The sequence below is a fragment of the Sulfurovum xiamenensis genome (assembly GCF_030347995.1).
Lineage (GTDB): Bacteria > Campylobacterota > Campylobacteria > Campylobacterales > Sulfurovaceae > Sulfurovum > Sulfurovum xiamenensis.
On record NZ_JAQIBC010000001.1, the window covers coordinates 265,398 to 280,844 of the forward strand.

19 protein-coding genes and 1 tRNA gene are annotated in these 15,447 nt (G+C 38.5%); 7 read left to right on the top strand and 13 right to left on the bottom strand.

Going from position 1 to position 15,447, the window contains the following annotated elements:
- Nucleotides 1–2: 2 nt before the first annotated feature.
- Nucleotides 3–1,133 carry a sensor histidine kinase gene (locus PF327_RS01410; RefSeq protein ID WP_289401013.1) on the bottom strand — a complete coding sequence of 377 codons (1,131 nt, stop codon included), beginning with the start codon at nt 1,131–1,133 and terminating at the stop codon, nt 3–5.
- Nucleotides 1,134–1,167: 34 nt separating this feature from the next.
- The gene (locus PF327_RS01415) at nt 1,168–1,821 is read right to left on the bottom strand and encodes a response regulator transcription factor (protein WP_289401014.1); all 654 of its coding nucleotides are present in this window, start codon (nt 1,819–1,821) and stop codon (nt 1,168–1,170) included.
- 123 nt (nt 1,822–1,944) lie between these two features.
- On the opposite strand from PF327_RS01415, the gene PF327_RS01420 reads away from it, so the two are divergent.
- A complete protein-coding gene (locus PF327_RS01420; RefSeq protein WP_289401015.1) occupies nt 1,945–2,133 on the top strand; it encodes a DUF6726 family protein in 189 nt (62 codons plus the stop codon).
- Here the strand turns inward: PF327_RS01420 and PF327_RS01425 are convergent.
- Nucleotides 2,130–2,429 (bottom strand): chorismate mutase, encoded by a 300-nt coding sequence (locus PF327_RS01425; RefSeq protein ID WP_289401016.1) that lies wholly within the window; start codon nt 2,427–2,429, stop codon nt 2,130–2,132. The two genes, PF327_RS01420 and PF327_RS01425, sit on opposite strands and share 4 nt — an antisense overlap.
- Before the next feature lie 112 nt (nt 2,430–2,541).
- Here PF327_RS01425 and PF327_RS01430 point away from each other — a divergent pair, with 112 nt between their 5' ends.
- Nucleotides 2,542–3,822, top strand: coding sequence for a BamA/TamA family outer membrane protein (locus PF327_RS01430; protein WP_289401017.1), 1,281 nt, complete (start codon nt 2,542–2,544; stop codon nt 3,820–3,822).
- A 143-nt stretch (nt 3,823–3,965) separates the two neighbouring features.
- Here PF327_RS01430 and dnaK read toward each other — a convergent pair whose 3' ends face one another.
- The 3 genes from dnaK to rpsO form a co-directional block, all read right to left on the bottom strand.
- Nucleotides 3,966–5,840 (bottom strand): molecular chaperone DnaK, encoded by a 1,875-nt coding sequence (gene dnaK / locus PF327_RS01435; RefSeq protein WP_289401018.1) that lies wholly within the window; start codon nt 5,838–5,840, stop codon nt 3,966–3,968.
- Nucleotides 5,841–5,873: 33 nt separating this feature from the next.
- Nucleotides 5,874–6,419 (bottom strand): nucleotide exchange factor GrpE, encoded by a 546-nt coding sequence (gene grpE, locus PF327_RS01440; RefSeq protein ID WP_289401019.1) that lies wholly within the window; start codon nt 6,417–6,419, stop codon nt 5,874–5,876.
- A 277-nt stretch (nt 6,420–6,696) separates the two neighbouring features.
- Nucleotides 6,697–6,966 (bottom strand): 30S ribosomal protein S15, encoded by a 270-nt coding sequence (gene rpsO / locus PF327_RS01445; RefSeq protein ID WP_008244083.1) that lies wholly within the window; start codon nt 6,964–6,966, stop codon nt 6,697–6,699.
- Between the two features lie 162 nt (nt 6,967–7,128).
- On the opposite strand from rpsO, the gene PF327_RS01450 reads away from it, so the two are divergent.
- Complete coding sequence (locus PF327_RS01450; protein ID WP_289401020.1) at nt 7,129–7,527, top strand: RrF2 family transcriptional regulator; 399 nt, start codon at nt 7,129–7,131, stop codon at nt 7,525–7,527.
- 101 nt (nt 7,528–7,628) lie between these two features.
- Nucleotides 7,629–8,672, top strand: a complete 1,044-nt coding sequence (locus tag PF327_RS01455) for a DHH family phosphoesterase (RefSeq protein ID WP_289401021.1) — start codon at nt 7,629–7,631, stop codon at nt 8,670–8,672.
- A 20-nt stretch (nt 8,673–8,692) separates the two neighbouring features.
- Here the strand turns inward: PF327_RS01455 and recR are convergent, their stop codons facing one another.
- Entirely contained in the window at nt 8,693–9,262 is a 570-nt protein-coding gene (recR, locus tag PF327_RS01460; RefSeq protein ID WP_008244089.1) for a recombination mediator RecR, read from the bottom strand.
- Nucleotides 9,263–9,342: 80 nt separating this feature from the next.
- Nucleotides 9,343–9,636: a Dabb family protein gene (locus tag PF327_RS01465; RefSeq protein ID WP_289401022.1), complete on the bottom strand. Its 294-nt coding sequence runs from the start codon at nt 9,634–9,636 to the stop codon at nt 9,343–9,345.
- 91 nt (nt 9,637–9,727) lie between these two features.
- Here PF327_RS01465 and dnaJ point away from each other — a divergent pair, with 91 nt between their 5' ends.
- The gene (gene dnaJ, locus PF327_RS01470) at nt 9,728–10,864 is read left to right on the top strand and encodes a molecular chaperone DnaJ (protein ID WP_289401023.1); all 1,137 of its coding nucleotides are present in this window, start codon (nt 9,728–9,730) and stop codon (nt 10,862–10,864) included.
- A gap of 3 nt (nt 10,865–10,867) precedes the next feature.
- Here the strand turns inward: dnaJ and PF327_RS01475 are convergent, their stop codons facing one another.
- Complete coding sequence (locus tag PF327_RS01475; protein ID WP_289401024.1) at nt 10,868–11,557, bottom strand: hypothetical protein; 690 nt, start codon at nt 11,555–11,557, stop codon at nt 10,868–10,870.
- A gap of 142 nt (nt 11,558–11,699) precedes the next feature.
- Between PF327_RS01475 and PF327_RS01480 the strand changes: the two genes are divergently transcribed.
- Complete coding sequence (locus PF327_RS01480) at nt 11,700–12,215, top strand: ferritin-like domain-containing protein (RefSeq protein ID WP_008244102.1); 516 nt, start codon at nt 11,700–11,702, stop codon at nt 12,213–12,215.
- Nucleotides 12,216–12,289: 74 nt separating this feature from the next.
- Entirely contained in the window at nt 12,290–13,126 is an 837-nt protein-coding gene (gene zupT, locus PF327_RS01485) for a zinc transporter ZupT (RefSeq protein WP_289401025.1), read from the top strand.
- Here zupT and PF327_RS01490 read toward each other — a convergent pair.
- The 4 genes from PF327_RS01490 to PF327_RS01505 all read right to left on the bottom strand — a co-directional run bounded on the left by PF327_RS01490 (nt 13,121) and on the right by PF327_RS01505 (nt 15,275).
- Nucleotides 13,121–13,921, bottom strand: coding sequence for a DUF5718 family protein (locus PF327_RS01490; protein ID WP_289401026.1), 801 nt, complete (start codon nt 13,919–13,921; stop codon nt 13,121–13,123). The two genes, zupT and PF327_RS01490, sit on opposite strands and share 6 nt — an antisense overlap.
- A 125-nt stretch (nt 13,922–14,046) precedes the next feature.
- Entirely contained in the window at nt 14,047–14,328 is a 282-nt protein-coding gene (locus PF327_RS01495) for an HU family DNA-binding protein (RefSeq protein WP_008244108.1), read from the bottom strand.
- A 450-nt stretch (nt 14,329–14,778) separates the two neighbouring features.
- Nucleotides 14,779–14,863 (bottom strand) — tRNA-Leu (locus tag PF327_RS01500).
- Nucleotides 14,864–14,963: 100 nt separating this feature from the next.
- Nucleotides 14,964–15,275 (bottom strand): F0F1 ATP synthase subunit C, encoded by a 312-nt coding sequence (locus PF327_RS01505; RefSeq protein ID WP_008244110.1) that lies wholly within the window; start codon nt 15,273–15,275, stop codon nt 14,964–14,966.
- Nucleotides 15,276–15,447 lie beyond the last annotated feature (172 nt).

Here is a 15,447-nt window from a genome sequence, read left to right on the forward strand (position 1 = left end):
CTTTATTTTTTTACGACAGGAAAAGTAAGTATAAAAGTACTTCCTTCTCCTTTTTTAGACTCCAGGTCTAATTTTATTTTGTATTGTTTACAAATAGCAAGTACGATATTCAATCCTATCCCAAAACCTCCACGTTCATCATTTTCTCTATAATAACGTTTAAAGATATCCTCCTGTACCTTTTTATCTATACCGACCCCCGTATCTTTCACTTTTAAGACATGATCTTTCAACGTAATACCAATGCTATCTCCTACATCAGAATATTTAATGGCATTAGAGAGTAAATTATCTATGAGTCTATATGAAGAGGTTTTAGGCATCAGCACTTCTGTAGGTTCAAGATCCAATGATATATGCAGACGTTTGGAATCAATGAGTTCCTTCACATACTCAACCCTCTCTTTTACCACATCGGAAAAACACAATACTTCTGAGGGCTCTACCTTCCCCTCAAGTCTATAGGTGAGAGAACTGTACATCACAGAAAGCCTTTTGGCACTGGCTTCCAAACGTTGCAATTTTTTAGGCTCGATATCTTTAAGAGACTGTATCGTCATCAATATGGCTGAAATGGGTGTATTGAGTTCATGTGTAGTATCTGAAATAAAATTATCCAATGACTCTATCTGTTCTCTAACAGGTCTTAGAAACAGGCGGCCTAAAAAATATCCTACGATTCCCATCAGTATGAATGATAATACCAGATAGCCTATGATCTTGATACGTAAACTCTGTACATTTTTTGAAAGCGCATTCTCTTTTAACACGATATAATGCACACCTAAATGGTCGCTCTTATCTTCCATAACTGTGTAAGCACTTCCATCTTCAATAAAGAAGCTTTGATCCGTTACTTTAAACTCATCGACTTCCGAGTATATAGGTTGTTTGTCCTTATCATAGTATCCTACTTGAAAACGGCAATGTTTTAAATGTTTTAAAAAGTCATGTTGACTCGCCAAATCCATCTCGTTTTTTGCACCATCGTCCATAGCCTTCATCACGATGGATGATGACAGCATGCGTGCCTGGTACATCATTTCAAATTTCATGGCATTTTGCATAGAAACACGGTTATTTTCAAAGAAAAGGTATCCTATGATAGCAAGTAAAATAAAGACTGATATCAAATAAACAGCTAAAAAACTAAAAAGTGATTTACGCTCATACGATGTTAAAACGATAACCTTCTCCTTTTATGTTCTCAAAATATTCTTTATCAAACATCTTTCTCAGATTTTTAATATACGTACGTATGGTCGCATGGGCAGGAATATTTTCATCATCCCAGACATTTTCTATGATCTCATCACAAGAGATGATCTTTCCTATATTGCGGATAAAGTACTCCAGTACCTGTGATTCTTTCTGTCTCATTTCGATCACACCGTCTTTTAGAAAAATTTGATGTGCTTTGGGAATAAACTTCATTCCGTCAAACTCTATCTCTTCTTGTAATCGGTAAAGTCTAACAATATGTTCAATCCGGGCATTTAATTCTTCAAGTTCAAAAGGCTTTTTCAAGTAATCATCTGCACCCAGATCAAAGCCTTTTTTGAGATCCTCTATCCCTGAAAGAGAGGTGATATATATCGCTGGTGTTGTATTACCGATCTCACGTAGATAGGAGAGTATTTCAAAACCGTCAATATTGGGTACATTCACATCTAAAAGCAGCATATCATAAGAACCGGAACCTATCGCGTCAAGTGCTTTTTCACCATCAAAAAAACTCTCTACTTGATACCCTTTTTCTACAAGAAACTCCTCCATGATCTCCTGTAGTATCACATCATCTTCAAGTAGTAAGATATTCATGCTAACCCTTCTTTTAATTCAATGATATATTTTATCATACTCTTTGTGTAGATGAGTACACAAAGAGTATATGCTATAATCCCGCATCAAAATGACCAACGATTCAGTACAGGGAGACACACCATGCCAGAACTTAAAAGATCAACATCAACACTCTATATACTCATCACTCTGCTGTTATTTTCTGGGTGTACACAAGTCGTAACAGCACCCATCTCTGTTGCAAGTTCTGTCGTAGGTACGACTGTAGATGTAGCGGGTTCAGCGGTCAATGCAGTCACAGACTCAGACGACGATGCGTGTGAAGATTAATATCTCTGGGCATTCTTAAATTCAGAGATCTCACTTTCCACCATCTCATCTATCATTCTTACATAGAGATCATTAATAAGATTAGGAGACAGACCAAGGGAAATGGCTTGTTCTCTTACGTGGGCGATCACATCTGCTATCCTATCTTCTGCTTTGACCTCTTCCACACTGGTTTTAAAATGTGCGATCTGTTTAATATACTCATTGCGTTTAGCAATCAGTTCTACTATCTCTCTATCCACACTATCGATCTCACTTCTCGCTTCTTCAAGTGTGCTACACTTTTTCATTTCCATATTCTATCCTTAAATCGTATCGCTATCATAGATGTATTATAGCCTAAAATATCCAAAGTAATATTTTGGATATAATAGTCAAATGAAGAATAAAAAGTATTTATTATTTATTTTGTTAAGTAGCACACTTTTAAGTGCAGTGGAAAATGACAGTAATACAACAAAATGTAAAACATGGATCTTTTTACCTTATGCATTTTCCAGTGATGCTACAGGATTTGCAGGAGGGATAAGTACAATGAGAAGAAGCTTGTTCCAACCTCAAACTAGATTTACAGCCACACTCTTTACCGGCCTTCCACAAGATGTGACCATCAATGAGCAGCCGGATGAAGCGACCTTTTCCGGAGGATTTATTTCCTTTTCAGACTATAAACTTCCTTACACCGATCGACTCTTTTTTTCTTTTATGGCTTTCAAAAGTTATTTCCCAAAAAACCGCTACTATATAGATGGCTCACATACATCTCATAAAGATGATGTCTACATAAGTTCAGGTGATTCAGATTTCTTTACCACTACCTTCAGATACACACTTCCCATAGGAGAAGGAGTGGACAACCCTGAAGGCCTCTATAGACTGGAAGGAGGTTTTTGTGTAGGTAGAGAGGATTGTGGAGGCAGTGTACCTTTCATAACCGGTAGAACTTCTGTAGGGATAAAAACATTTTTCCAAACAGACAATACAGAGAATACAGAGATGTGGGAAGATTCTATTTGGTGGGAAAACGGGACATCTCGCCCCACATGGAATACCAATGGGCTGAGATTTTTTCTTACACATGATAATACGGATTTTGATATTAACCCCTCTAGAGGATACCAGTTCCAACTGCAATACTCAAAAGATTTTGGCTGGGGAGACTCCCTTCAGAGTTGGGACTTTTTAGAGTTTAAGTATAATCACTACTTTGAACTTGACACTTTTTCTTTCACAAAACAAAATGTCCTGGCTTTAAGTCTATGGACAGGGTACTCATTCTCCTGGGATAATGATACAGAGATCTCTCCCGGGTTTGATGCACATCGTCCCCCTATGTGGGAAGGGGCAAGACTGGGTGGATTTAATAGGATGAGAGGCTATGATCAAGATCGTTTTTCAGACAAGGCAGCCTTCTACGCTGCTGCGGAATACAGAGCTATCATCGACTACAATCCTCTGAAGGACATCTCCTGGATACCAGCAAAAGTAGATTGGTTTCAGGTCGTTCTGTTTGCAGAAGCCGGAAGGGTACATGATCAATACACGATTGATCTTGTCAATGACATGAAATATGATGCAGGGATCAGTCTACGTGCCATGGTATCCGAATTACCGATACGGTTTGATGTAGCAACTAGTGAAGAAGGTACGTACCTATGGTTGATGGCACAGCATCCATTTGACTTTTGATTCATATAACACTTGATTTTAGTCATATTTTATAGAAGAAGTAAAACTCAAAATAAAAAATCTTTATCTCTTATTTTCAATTTTATTCCAATCATAAGAGGCTTATGCCTCCTATGAATAGTATGGATTATCAAAGCAGAGACTTACTCTACTTCAGCATCGATAACATCGTCATCGTCCGCTTTTTTTGCTTCCGGGTTCGCACCGCCTTGTTCTTTAGCATACATCGCTTCAGCTAGCTTATGACTTTTTTCAGTCAATGCTTTTACTTTTTCATCTATCTGCTCTTTTGTTGCAGAGTCATCTTTAATTACAGCTTCAAGCTCTTCGATAGCCGCTTCAATACTTGCTTTTTCTGTCGCATCAAAGTTTTCACCTAGATCACTCAATGACTTTTTCGTCTGATGAACCAATGCATCTGCCTGATTTCTTGCTTCAACTACTGCTTTTCTTTTCTCATCATCAGCTTTGTGCGCTTCAGCATCTTGAACCATTTTTTCGATCTCTTCATCAGAAAGTCCTGACGAACCAGTGATCTTGATCTCTTGAGATTTACCTGTGCCTTTGTCTTGCGCAGATACAGTTAAGATACCATTCGCATCGATGTCAAATGTTACTTCGATCTGAGGTACACCTCTTGGTGCTGCAGGGATATCTCTAAGCTCGAACATACCAAGTGATTTGTTGTCTTTTGAGAACTCTCTTTCACCTTGAAGTACGTGGATGCTTACCGCTGGTTGGTTGTCTTCAGCTGTTGAGAACACTTGTGACTTCTTCGCTGGGATCGTTGTTCCTTTTTCTATCACTTTAGTTGTCACTCCACCTAATGTTTCAATACCAAGAGAAAGTGGTGTTACATCAAGTAAAAGGACATCTTTTACATCACCTGCAAGTACCCCACCTTGGATAGCCGCTCCAAGTGCAACCACTTCATCAGGGTTCACAGATTTGTTAAGCTCTTTACCAAAGAATTTTTTCATCTCTTCTTGCACCAATGGTACTCTTGTAGAACCACCGACCATCACTACTTCATTGATATCTGAAGTGTTAAGACCTGCATCTTTAAGTACACCTTGTACTGTTTTGATCGTACTTGCTACCAAGTCACCGATAAGTGATTCAAATTTTGCTCTAGTGATCTTTGTCACCAAGTGTTTTGGCCCTGATGCATCCGCTGTGATAAATGGAAGGTTGATTTCCGTTTCAGTTGATGATGAAAGCTCTTTTTTTGCGGTTTCAGCTGCATCTTTAACTCTTTGAAGCGCCATCACATCCGCTTTTACATCTATACCAGTCTCTGCTTTGAACTCATTTGCTACGAAATCGATGATCTTGTTATCAAAGTCATCACCACCAAGGAATGCATCTCCACCTGTTGCCATAACTTCAACCACACCGTCACCAGTTTCAAGTGCAGTAACGTCAAATGTACCACCACCTAGGTCATAAACTACGATCTGCTCTGCTTCTTTTTTATCAAGCCCATATGCAAGCGCAGCTGATGTTGGTTCGTTGATGATACGAAGTACATTTAGTCCTGCGATCGTTCCAGCTTCTTTTGTTGCTTTTCTTTGCGCATCATTGAAATATGCCGGTACTGTAATAACTGCATCTGTTACAGTCTCACCAAGATATGCTTCTGCATCCTCTTTCATTTTCATAAGTACTTTTGCAGAGATCTCTTGTGGTGTATATGTTTTACCTGCTACTTCGATAGCACATGCACCAGATCTGTCTATGATGTGGTAAGGAAGTTTTTCTTGTGCTTCTTTAGCCTTATCTTCACTCATCATAAGACCCATAATTCTTTTAATAGAGTAAATTGTTTTCTCAGGGTTTGTAATCGCTTGTCTTTTTGCAGACTCACCTACAAGTACTTCACCTTTATCTGTAAATGCTACGATAGAAGGTGTCGTATTTTTACCCTCTTTGTTTGCAATGATCTTTGCCTCACCATTATCATACACTGCCATCGCAGAGTTTGTTGTTCCTAAGTCTATTCCTAATACTTTTGCCATATTGAATCCTTAACTATTCTTTTTTATTTTTATTTATTTACAGGTCGAAACCATCGCTGGTCTCAATACACGGTCTTTTATCGTATACCCTTTTTGCATCACTTGAACAATATCACCTGTTTCATGCGCATCACTGTCCACTTGCATGATCGCCTGATGTACTTCTGGATCGAATTCACCTTCACACGCCACTTCTTTGATATGGTTTTTTTCCAATATCTTTTTAAGCTGATCATAGGTGAGATTGACTCCCTCTTTCATCTTTTCAAGTACTTCTGAAGTATTCTCTTCATCTGCACTCTCCATAGATGCAAGAGCGTTCTCAAAAGAGTCCATGACGGCTAAGATATCTTTTGCAAAGCTTTCATTTGCATAAGATACAGCATTCATTTTATCTTTCTCTAAACGCTTTTTAGTGTTTTCAAAGTCAGCATGGGCTCTGAGGTACTTATCTTTATAGTCAGCAGCTTCTGCACGTGCAGCTTCAAGGGGATCAACTTCCGCAGTCTCCTCTCCTTCTGTCTGCTCTTCGAGTTCTTCTGCCTGAGGCTCCTCAAGATTTTCATTCTCTTGACTCATATACAGACCTCCTTTTGTTTATAAATTTTATAAATAGTGCATCTTCATATCTAATGCTTGCGGCAATTATACAACATTGAGTGTATCTTTGTCAAGTATTAGTTGAGTTGATATGACTAAACTTAGTAAAAAGTGCCTAAATGTCTATTTGTAAGTTAGCAAATTGATGTGTAACTTGTGTGTAAAATAAAGTGTTTTTGGGAATTGGATGGGAAAAGTATTTGTAGTTTAGTGTGTATAGAATTTATCAGCCCAAAGGCTGATAAGAGATAAAGTATTAGTTTCTAATACCAAGATCTGCTTTGATAGTGTTCCATCTAGCAAGATCTGTATTTTTAAGATATCTCATAAGTCTTCTTCTTTGACCTACTAGTTTAAGTAGACCTAATCTTGAAGAGTGATCTTTTTTATTTGTTTTAAGGTGATCAGTTAAGTATTTAATTCTCTCTGTAATAAGAGCTACTTGTACTTCTGTTGAACCTGTATCGCCGTTTCCTCTAGCATATTTAGCAATAATTTCTGCTTTTTTCGCCTGATCTAAAGCCATAATGACCTCCTGATTGGTATTTAATTTCCAAAATTCTATTTGGGAACGCAATCATAGCATAATAAGCTTAGACGAATATTGATATCTGCTATGCTTACTTTTAATATCATTTTTTAATGTTAATTAGAGTAAAATACTCCTAATTAAGAAAAAGGTTTGATTATGCTATTGACCCGTGCAAGTGAATATGCTCTACTCTCTTTAGATGCTATACGAAAATCTGACAGTCCTATCGGTGCAGAACAGTTGGCTAATGAACTCTGTATCCCTAAAAGTTTTCTTGCAAAGATTTTACAAAGTCTTGCAAAACAAGGTATCCTTGAATCACGCAAAGGTGCGCATGGTGGATTTATCTTAGCCAAAGAGGTAAATGAGATCAGTGTAAAAGATATCATTATTGCTGCTGAAGGTAAGGCACCTGCTGTGTTTGACTGTACCAGCTACATGAGTACCTGTCCGAATGGAACCATAGGAAGTTGTGCTATCTCACCTTTTCTCATCAATTTTCAAACGAAGATAGATGATTTTTTAAATGGTTTAACACTGGGCGACATACTTTAACCCTATCGCCAGTTACATCTCTTCAGGGGTCGATTCTATCGACCTACAAGTACTTCATTGTATAATACATTTATATTTTACCCTCAAAAAGGCATATTTTTATGAAACAACATGTTTACCACCTCTCACATATCGATCTTGATGGTTACGGATGTCAATATCTCTCAGAACAATGTTTCGACACCATCGACTGCTATAATGCAAACTATGGCCCGGAGGTAACGGCAAGACTGGCTGAGATCGTGAAGAAGATCGAACAAGATAAGTTTTTACATGGAGATGAGATCGAAGCACTCATTCTTATTACAGACCTCAATCTTACTACCAAAGAGGGTACCTGGATAGAGAATGAAGCTGTACGTATCGGTGCGAAACTTCAACTGCTTGATCATCATGCTACAGGAGCACCTGCTGCAGAACGTTTTGCCTGGTATAAACTTGACACCACACGTTGTGCTACACTTATTACCTATGACTGGCTGCAGCTACATTATGAATTTGATAAGAGCAGTGATTTCGCTACTATCGTAAATGCGATCAATGCCATCGATATCTGGCTCAGTGATGATACACTGTTCGAATATGGAAAAGTGATGCTTGGTATGATCTCAGGTGCACGAGAGGTCAACCGTATTTTATTTCCGGCAGAGGACAGAGCCTTTAAACTCTCTCTTATAGAAGCTGCAAAACAAAGAGTAAGCGAAGAAGATGCACCCATACAACTGGATGATGATCTACACCAGATCAAAAAAGCATTTTTTAGGCAAGGTGAAAACAACACCAAAGACAACCTGGTTGCCTTTTATGTCACAGACCTGCTTACCAAGGACAAACAACGACTTACCATCCACTACAAAGGCTATAAGGGTATACTTGGCTACAATGTAGGGAATACTTCCCTCATAGGAAATGCCTGTATGGTAGAAAATGATGACTATGACTTCTATATGGATGTGAACTTCAGAGGACATTTTTCACTGAGAAGTAACAACAAAATGGATGTCTCTGCTATGGCTGCTCACATCGGAAATGGTGGTGGACACCCCAATGCGAGCGGTGGAAAAATAGAGGGGTATAAAGATTCTTTTGTCTATGCAGAGGTACGTCAATTTGTGCAGGAGTATATAGACAAGAAGTGCGAATAGACTCTCTATCCGCTACACTGCTAGATCTTCACTCTCGCTTCTAAAGCACGTGAAAGTGACATCACATCTATGTTCTCCAGGTCTACCCCTGTAGGTACACCCTGGGCGATCTTCGTAAAGTTTATCTCAAGCCCCTTAAGCTTATCTTCTATGTAAAGGATCATTGTATCTGTAGCAATGCTCGGAGGAAATGCAAAGATGATCTCATCCACACCTCCTACTGCATAGAACAGATGTGCTTCATCCAGATCGCCTACCTCAGTAACCACATAATAGACACCATCAAACTGTCCACTCTCTTCTATGGTCAAGATGTCTTTAGCACTTTGCACAATACACAGTTTTGTATTATCTCTGTAGGGATCGGAACAAATGGCACAAAGCTCATCTTCACTCATATTGTGACATTTGCTGCATTTTTGTATGGCATTGACACCTGTTTCCAGTGCATGTGCCAGTTTCATAGCCCCAAATCCGTCTTCCATCACTGCATGATAGGCTAAACGAATCGCTGTTTTTTTACCAATGGAAGGTAAAGAACCAAAGGCCTCCACCAGGTTTTCAAAGGCTTCTATCTTGTAGTGTTTCATTAGGACGCCGCCTTCATGGCTATACTCCGTTCCGACCACTTCGGTTCCGAAGCTAAAATCATGAAACTATTCATCATTTCTTAACGCTTCTCATAATCTACAACTTTAGAGTATTCAACCACTGTTTTGATAAAGTCCACAACTTTAAGATGTTCTGGATGTATCGCATAAGCATCCAATCCTTCTTTGCTTTCAAATACCGTAATGATACTGAGATCCATCGCGCGTTCTTCCGTAGAGAAATTCACACCGACATCTATACTTCTTAGTGTCGGTACTGCCCCCATAAGATTTTCCAACATCTGTTTTGCCTGTATGATATTGGCTTTTTTATTTTCTTCTTTAAATTTAAATGTGACGATATGTACAACCATAATAAACTACCTATTATTTATATTTTTGTGATTATAACCAAATTATGGTAGAATTCGCCCCAAAACATTCCCTAGCTATGGAGATATATCAATGACAGATTTAGATTATTATGAAGTACTTGAAGTCAGCAAAGACTGTTCAGGTGCTGAGCTTAAGAAATCATACAGAAAACTTGCGATGAAATATCATCCAGACAGAAATCCTGATGATAAAGAAGCGGAAGATAAGTTCAAAATAGTCAACGAAGCCTACCAGGTACTCAGCGATGAAGAAAAAAGAGCGATCTATGACCGTTACGGTAAAGCAGGTCTCGAAGGCCAAGGCGGCATGGGCGGTGGATTTGGCGGTGCGAACATGGATGATATCATGGATATCTTTAACTCTATGTTCGGAGGCTCTGGCGGTGGATTCGGCGGTTTTGGCCAAGCGCGCAGAGACCCGGGCCAAAAATATGCACTGGACTTTGAGATAGAAGTGCCTTTAAAATTTCATGAAGCGGTCTTTGGCTGTGAAAAGAAAATAGAGATCCGTTACAAAACACCTTGTGGTGACTGTCAAGGTACGGGTGCAAAAGATGCAAAACTGGAAACATGTGACTATTGTCAAGGACAGGGGCAGGTGCTAATGAGACAAGGGCCTATGCAGTTTGCCCAAACATGTCCAAAATGCCATGGTCAAGGACAAAGTATTAAAGAGGAGTGTGGGAGCTGTCATGGTAAAGGGTATCATGAAAAAGAAGATACCGTTACTGTGAACATTCCTGCCGGTGTAGATTCTGGTAACCGCCTAAGAGCACAAGGCTATGGAAACGAAGCCAAAAACGGACAACGTGGTGATCTCTACCTTACCTTCCATGTAGAAGAAGACGAAAACTTCATACGTAATGGAAACGATATCTATATAGAAGTACCTGTCTTCTTCACACAAGCGATCCTAGGAGAAACTATCTCCATCCCTGCGCTTGATGGTGAATTGGAACTGGAGCTTAAACAAAGCACCAAAGATAAAGAACAGTTTGTCTTCAATGGTGAAGGTGTGGCTGATGTACATAGCGGAAGAAGAGGACGTCTTATCGCACAAGTACGTATGGTACTCCCTAAGAAGATCAGTGATGAACAAAAAGAGCTTCTCGAAAAACTCCAAGAGAGTTATGGTGTGGAGAGTAGACCACACAAAAGCACTTTCGAATCAGCATTTGACAGAGTTAAAAGCTGGTTTGGCAACTAGCCTTTAGCTTTTTTTATCTTCTAATAAAAGAACCGGGTCTTCTCCCTGTTCTTTGAGCATTTTCACTAACTCTTTTTTGATATTTTTATCTGTTTTTTCATCCACTACGATCTCTAACATTTTTGTGACCTTTTCATGATGCTGCTGACTTGCTTGCATAAACTCCTCGTGTCTTAAAGAGGCTTCATGCATCTTTGTTTCATGGGCTTTGTTCTTTTTATGGATCCATAGCAGAAGTAGTAAAATAAGCAATACAAGCAACGTACTTACGATGAGTATGATCTGGGACAGTCTGTTTTGATTCCCCTGGTTAGATAGAAGCCGTTCTTCCTGAAGCATAGTAAGTTCTTTCTCCTGAGCAAGTTTCATGCCTTGCAGCTCTTTTTCATACGCTAATTTACTCTCCTGTAATTTAGCTGCCTCTTGCGCTTGTAGTTTTGTCTGCTCCAGTTCCAGTGTTTTAAGTTGCTGAAGTTTCTCTGATTCGATTTTTGCTAAAGCGATCTGATTGGCCCCGACCAGTTTTTGAAGTTCCAAGGTTTCATTCGCTTCTTTATATGCCTGCTTATCAGATGCTCCAGCCTCCTGTTTTTTCGTCGGGTCTTCCATTAAACGGGCTTTAGAAACATTACTCTGTTCACATCCATAAAATATTACCAATACCACTGCCAGAAAAAAATATCTTATTTTCAAATTCTACCCTCTCTATCTCTTTTCAGTATTTTAGCCAATTTTTCGTTAGTACATAAAAAAAGAACTATTTCCCTTTAAGTTTAATAGCGTTACAATGAACAAAGGATAATTTTTTTCCTTAATAACTTTGAAAGGATCTAGTATGGCAAAAAGAGGTAATTCGATTATCAAAGGTTTAGATATCAATGAGATTATTTCAATGCTCAATAAAGCGTATGCGGATGAATGGTTGGCTTATTATCAATATTTCATTGAAGCCAAAGTCATCAAGGGTATTATGAAGGATGCAGCCATAGCAGAACTGACACAGCATGCGACAGATGAACTCAGACATGCAAATATGGTAGCAGACAGGATTCTTCAACTTGGTGGGACTCCTCTCCTCAATCCACAAGAGTGGTTTACGCATACGAACTGTGGATATGAAGAACCAAAAGATTTTGATGTAGTAAGTATACTTGAAGATTCAATTAAAGGAGAACAGTGTGCTATCTCAGTCTATTCAAAACTCGCAGATATGACACGAGATAAAGATATCGTAACGTATGACATCGTCTCAGAAATACTTGCAGATGAGGTAGAACATGAAGAGGATCTTCAGGCACTACATGATGATATCACTGAGTTTATAACAGACCTCAAAAAAAATATGCACTAAAAAGTGATGATTGAAACTTAGGCTGACAGATAGTGAGTATCTCATAATGTAATAAAATATGATGGAGTAGAAAGATGCAAGCATTGACAATCGCAGAGATGTTACCTGCATTTTTGTTAACCTTGTTTGCAGGTCTTTCTACTGCCCTTGGGGCTCTCTTTACTTTTTGGGGCGGTGAGAAAAATACAAAATTTTTATCCGTAGGTCTAGGCTTCTCTGCAGGCGTCATGATCTATGTCTCATTTGTAGAGATCCTTGTCAAATCCCAAGATGCTTTTACGTTAAAATATGGAGAGATTTTAGGTGAAAGCTTAGGCCTTGTTGCTTTTTTTGTAGGCATTGCACTCTCATTTGTCATTGATCAATTAATTCCTGACAATATCAATCCCCACCATACCCTTGATATTGAAAACAGTATAGATAACAAGGATACACAAACTATCCAAAACTATAGAGCACCACTGGCACGTATGGGGTTCTTTACGGCTATTGCCATTGCCTTACATAACTTTCCAGAGGGATTTGCTACTTTTGTCTCAGCCCTAAATAATATGACTACAGGGATATCTATTGCACTAGCCATAGCACTTCACAACATTCCAGAAGGATTGGCCATCGCTCTTCCAGTCTATCATGCAACAGGAGATCGTAAAAAAGCCTTTCTTTATGCCTTGTGCTCTGGATTGGCAGAGCCTGTAGGTGCGATCATTGGATTCCTCATTTTGGTACCTATCATGGGAGATCTGGCATTAGGGATCACATTTGGTGTGGTTGCTGGTATTATGGTCTATATCTCATTTGATGAACTCTTACCTGCTGCTAGAGTCTATGGTAATGACCATACCACCATCTTTGGCCTAGTGATTGGTATGCTTGTGATGTCTGTAAGCCTCATTCTTTTTAAACTATGAGCTTACTTTTTGGTGTAATATAACCTTGTGAGCCGATGGTTCTATACTTGAGTCCTCTGTACGATGGTCATAAGCAATGACATAGACTTCATCTCCACTTTTTAAATAATTCTTTTCACCAAACTCTGCGTAAGCTGTCGCACCTATAGAGATGAGGGCTTGTTTAGGATAATGTGTTGCTTGAAGATGTGCAGCGATGTTTTCCAGAGGTCCGAAATCTTCTTGGGTGTTCATTTTGTCGATCAACCATGTTTTCAGCTTCGTATAGAAGTAAGAGTATCCTAACAGTGGGGCATCCACACCGTAGGGATGTAAGATACCTTCACGTTTTACAAAAGAACATAAATGATAATGATCCATCACACCACCCTCTTCAAATCTGTCAATAGGTATCCATGTATCACCGATACCCTTAGAATTAGGCCCCCATGACTTTTTCTCTGAAATCTTTTTTGCCCCTTCTTTACGAATAGTACAGTCATTGAACGTAGTAAATTTTTGAGCGATGAGATCAATGACCTTTTTCCCCTCATCATAGACTATATCAAAGAGTACAGCGATCTCCGGTTCAACTTGTGCATTGGCTTCATACTCTGGAAGGGTAAGTCTGTCTGTACCTATAGAGTACACTCCTAAAAAAGAATCTGATCCAGGGAGATAAAAAGGAAATATACCTTTGGGTGCATCAGGTTCAGCAGTCATGACATTTTCGAAATCTTTGAGTTCACCTGCTTGTTCTAAATGGTGTGCAAAGTTCCCTGCCACACCTAAACATATTGTATGTTGTAATTGCATAAACATCCTTAGAAAAAATAATAATGTAGTATATCTTAGGGATGGTTATAGGGTGTTTTAAACATGTAAGGGGAAATAACGTGAAGAGTATCTACTACCATTAGGTAGTAGATATGGTAATGAACTTAGTTACCTGCTACAGCGTCTTTAAGTGTTTTACCCATTTTGAACTTAGGTGCTGTGTGTGCTGGTTTTGTATAAGTTTTATCAGTTCCTGGAACTTTACCACTTTTTTCTGCTACGTCTACTGTAGAGAATGTTCCGAAACCTACCAATGATACAGTTTCTTTTTTTACTAATGCTTCAGTTACTGAAGTGATAAATGCTTTTACCGCTCTCTCTGCTGCTGCTTTACTTTCAAACTCACCGTTTTTCTGTACCAATTCTACGAAATCTGCTTTTGTCATTCTACTTCCTTGTTTTTAAGATGGAATCATTATATCACAACTAATTCTTAAAAAAAGATAAAAATATAATAAAAAGCCCTATTTTACGGCATTTCATACACTTTTGTTAAAAAAAAGACTAAATATAATATTATATTATTTAAATAGATAATAGTTAATATATGTATAGATTATATTCTATAGCCTATATCAAGACAAGATCGCCTATAAAAGACGGTGCAAGCATCATTCCATTCATCTGACATAGATCCTTAAAAATAAAATTATGTACCTTTTTGATAATCAAATTAGTTCTCTATATAAACACGAAACACTTCAAAACCTAAACCAATATGTACAATAGCATTTGAATGTCAGAAAATAAAAAAGTGCAGTAATCGAATTTTGTATGGATATCAATACAGTAAAGATACAGGATGAAATATAACTATTTAAAAGGTTTTAGAAAGATGGTGCGTCAGAGAGGATTTGAACCTCCACACCCGTAGGGCACTACCCCCTCAAGGTAGCGTGTCTACCGTTCCACCACTGACGCACATAGACTTGTAGTTTAAAAGTACTACTGACTTTAAAAAATGAGGGTTTGAAAAGTTGTGACGGATTATATCCATCACAACCTTTCAGTGTCTTTAAGATTAACCGATAAATGGGTTAGCGTAAAGAGCGATAAGCGCAATTACCAATGTATAGATAACTTGTGCTTCGATCATTGCAAGTGCAATGAACATTGTAGTCATTAGTTTACCACCAAGACCTGGGTTTCTAGCAGTACCAGCGATAGTCGCAGCAGCAGTGTTACCCATACCAACAGCACCACCAAGTGCAGCAAGACCAAGACCGATACCAGCAGCAACTACTGAGTATGCTTTGATCATAGATTCACCATCTGCTTCACCAGCAAATGCAACAGCACCAAGTGCTAAGAAAAGTAAGAAAAACTTTTTCATTTCATATCCTTTAAATTAATAGATTTTAAGTCTCATGGACTGTTCTAGAAGTCTGTTCGGATAGCGTAAACGATAATAAACTATCGCCAACATAGACATAAATGCCTACATTTCCCTACTGATCACTTCAAATAACGGTGCAATTATATCTAAATATATTTAAAAAAGGCAT

Coding starts and splice junctions, on each gene's coding strand:
- PF327_RS01425 (WP_289401016.1), bottom strand. CDS start 2,429: ATGGAAATGAAAAAGTGTAGCACACTTGAAGAAGCGAGAAGTGAGATC.
- dnaJ (WP_289401023.1), top strand. CDS start 9,728: ATGACAGATTTAGATTATTATGAAGTACTTGAAGTCAGCAAAGACTGT.
- PF327_RS01465 (WP_289401022.1), bottom strand. CDS start 9,636: ATGGTTGTACATATCGTCACATTTAAATTTAAAGAAGAAAATAAAAAA.
- dnaK (WP_289401018.1), bottom strand. CDS start 5,840: ATGGCAAAAGTATTAGGAATAGACTTAGGAACAACAAACTCTGCGATG.
- PF327_RS01420 (WP_289401015.1), top strand. CDS start 1,945: ATGCCAGAACTTAAAAGATCAACATCAACACTCTATATACTCATCACT.
- PF327_RS01495 (WP_008244108.1), bottom strand. CDS start 14,328: ATGACAAAAGCAGATTTCGTAGAATTGGTACAGAAAAACGGTGAGTTT.
- grpE (WP_289401019.1), bottom strand. CDS start 6,419: ATGAGTCAAGAGAATGAAAATCTTGAGGAGCCTCAGGCAGAAGAACTC.
- PF327_RS01505 (WP_008244110.1), bottom strand. CDS start 15,275: ATGAAAAAGTTTTTCTTACTTTTCTTAGCACTTGGTGCTGTTGCATTT.
- zupT (WP_289401025.1), top strand. CDS start 12,290: ATGCAAGCATTGACAATCGCAGAGATGTTACCTGCATTTTTGTTAACC.
- PF327_RS01415 (WP_289401014.1), bottom strand. CDS start 1,821: ATGAATATCTTACTACTTGAAGATGATGTGATACTACAGGAGATCATG.
- recR (WP_008244089.1), bottom strand. CDS start 9,262: ATGAAACACTACAAGATAGAAGCCTTTGAAAACCTGGTGGAGGCCTTT.
- PF327_RS01455 (WP_289401021.1), top strand. CDS start 7,629: ATGAAACAACATGTTTACCACCTCTCACATATCGATCTTGATGGTTAC.
- PF327_RS01490 (WP_289401026.1), bottom strand. CDS start 13,921: ATGCAATTACAACATACAATATGTTTAGGTGTGGCAGGGAACTTTGCA.
- PF327_RS01480 (WP_008244102.1), top strand. CDS start 11,700: ATGGCAAAAAGAGGTAATTCGATTATCAAAGGTTTAGATATCAATGAG.
- rpsO (WP_008244083.1), bottom strand. CDS start 6,966: ATGGCTTTAGATCAGGCGAAAAAAGCAGAAATTATTGCTAAATATGCT.
- PF327_RS01450 (WP_289401020.1), top strand. CDS start 7,129: ATGCTATTGACCCGTGCAAGTGAATATGCTCTACTCTCTTTAGATGCT.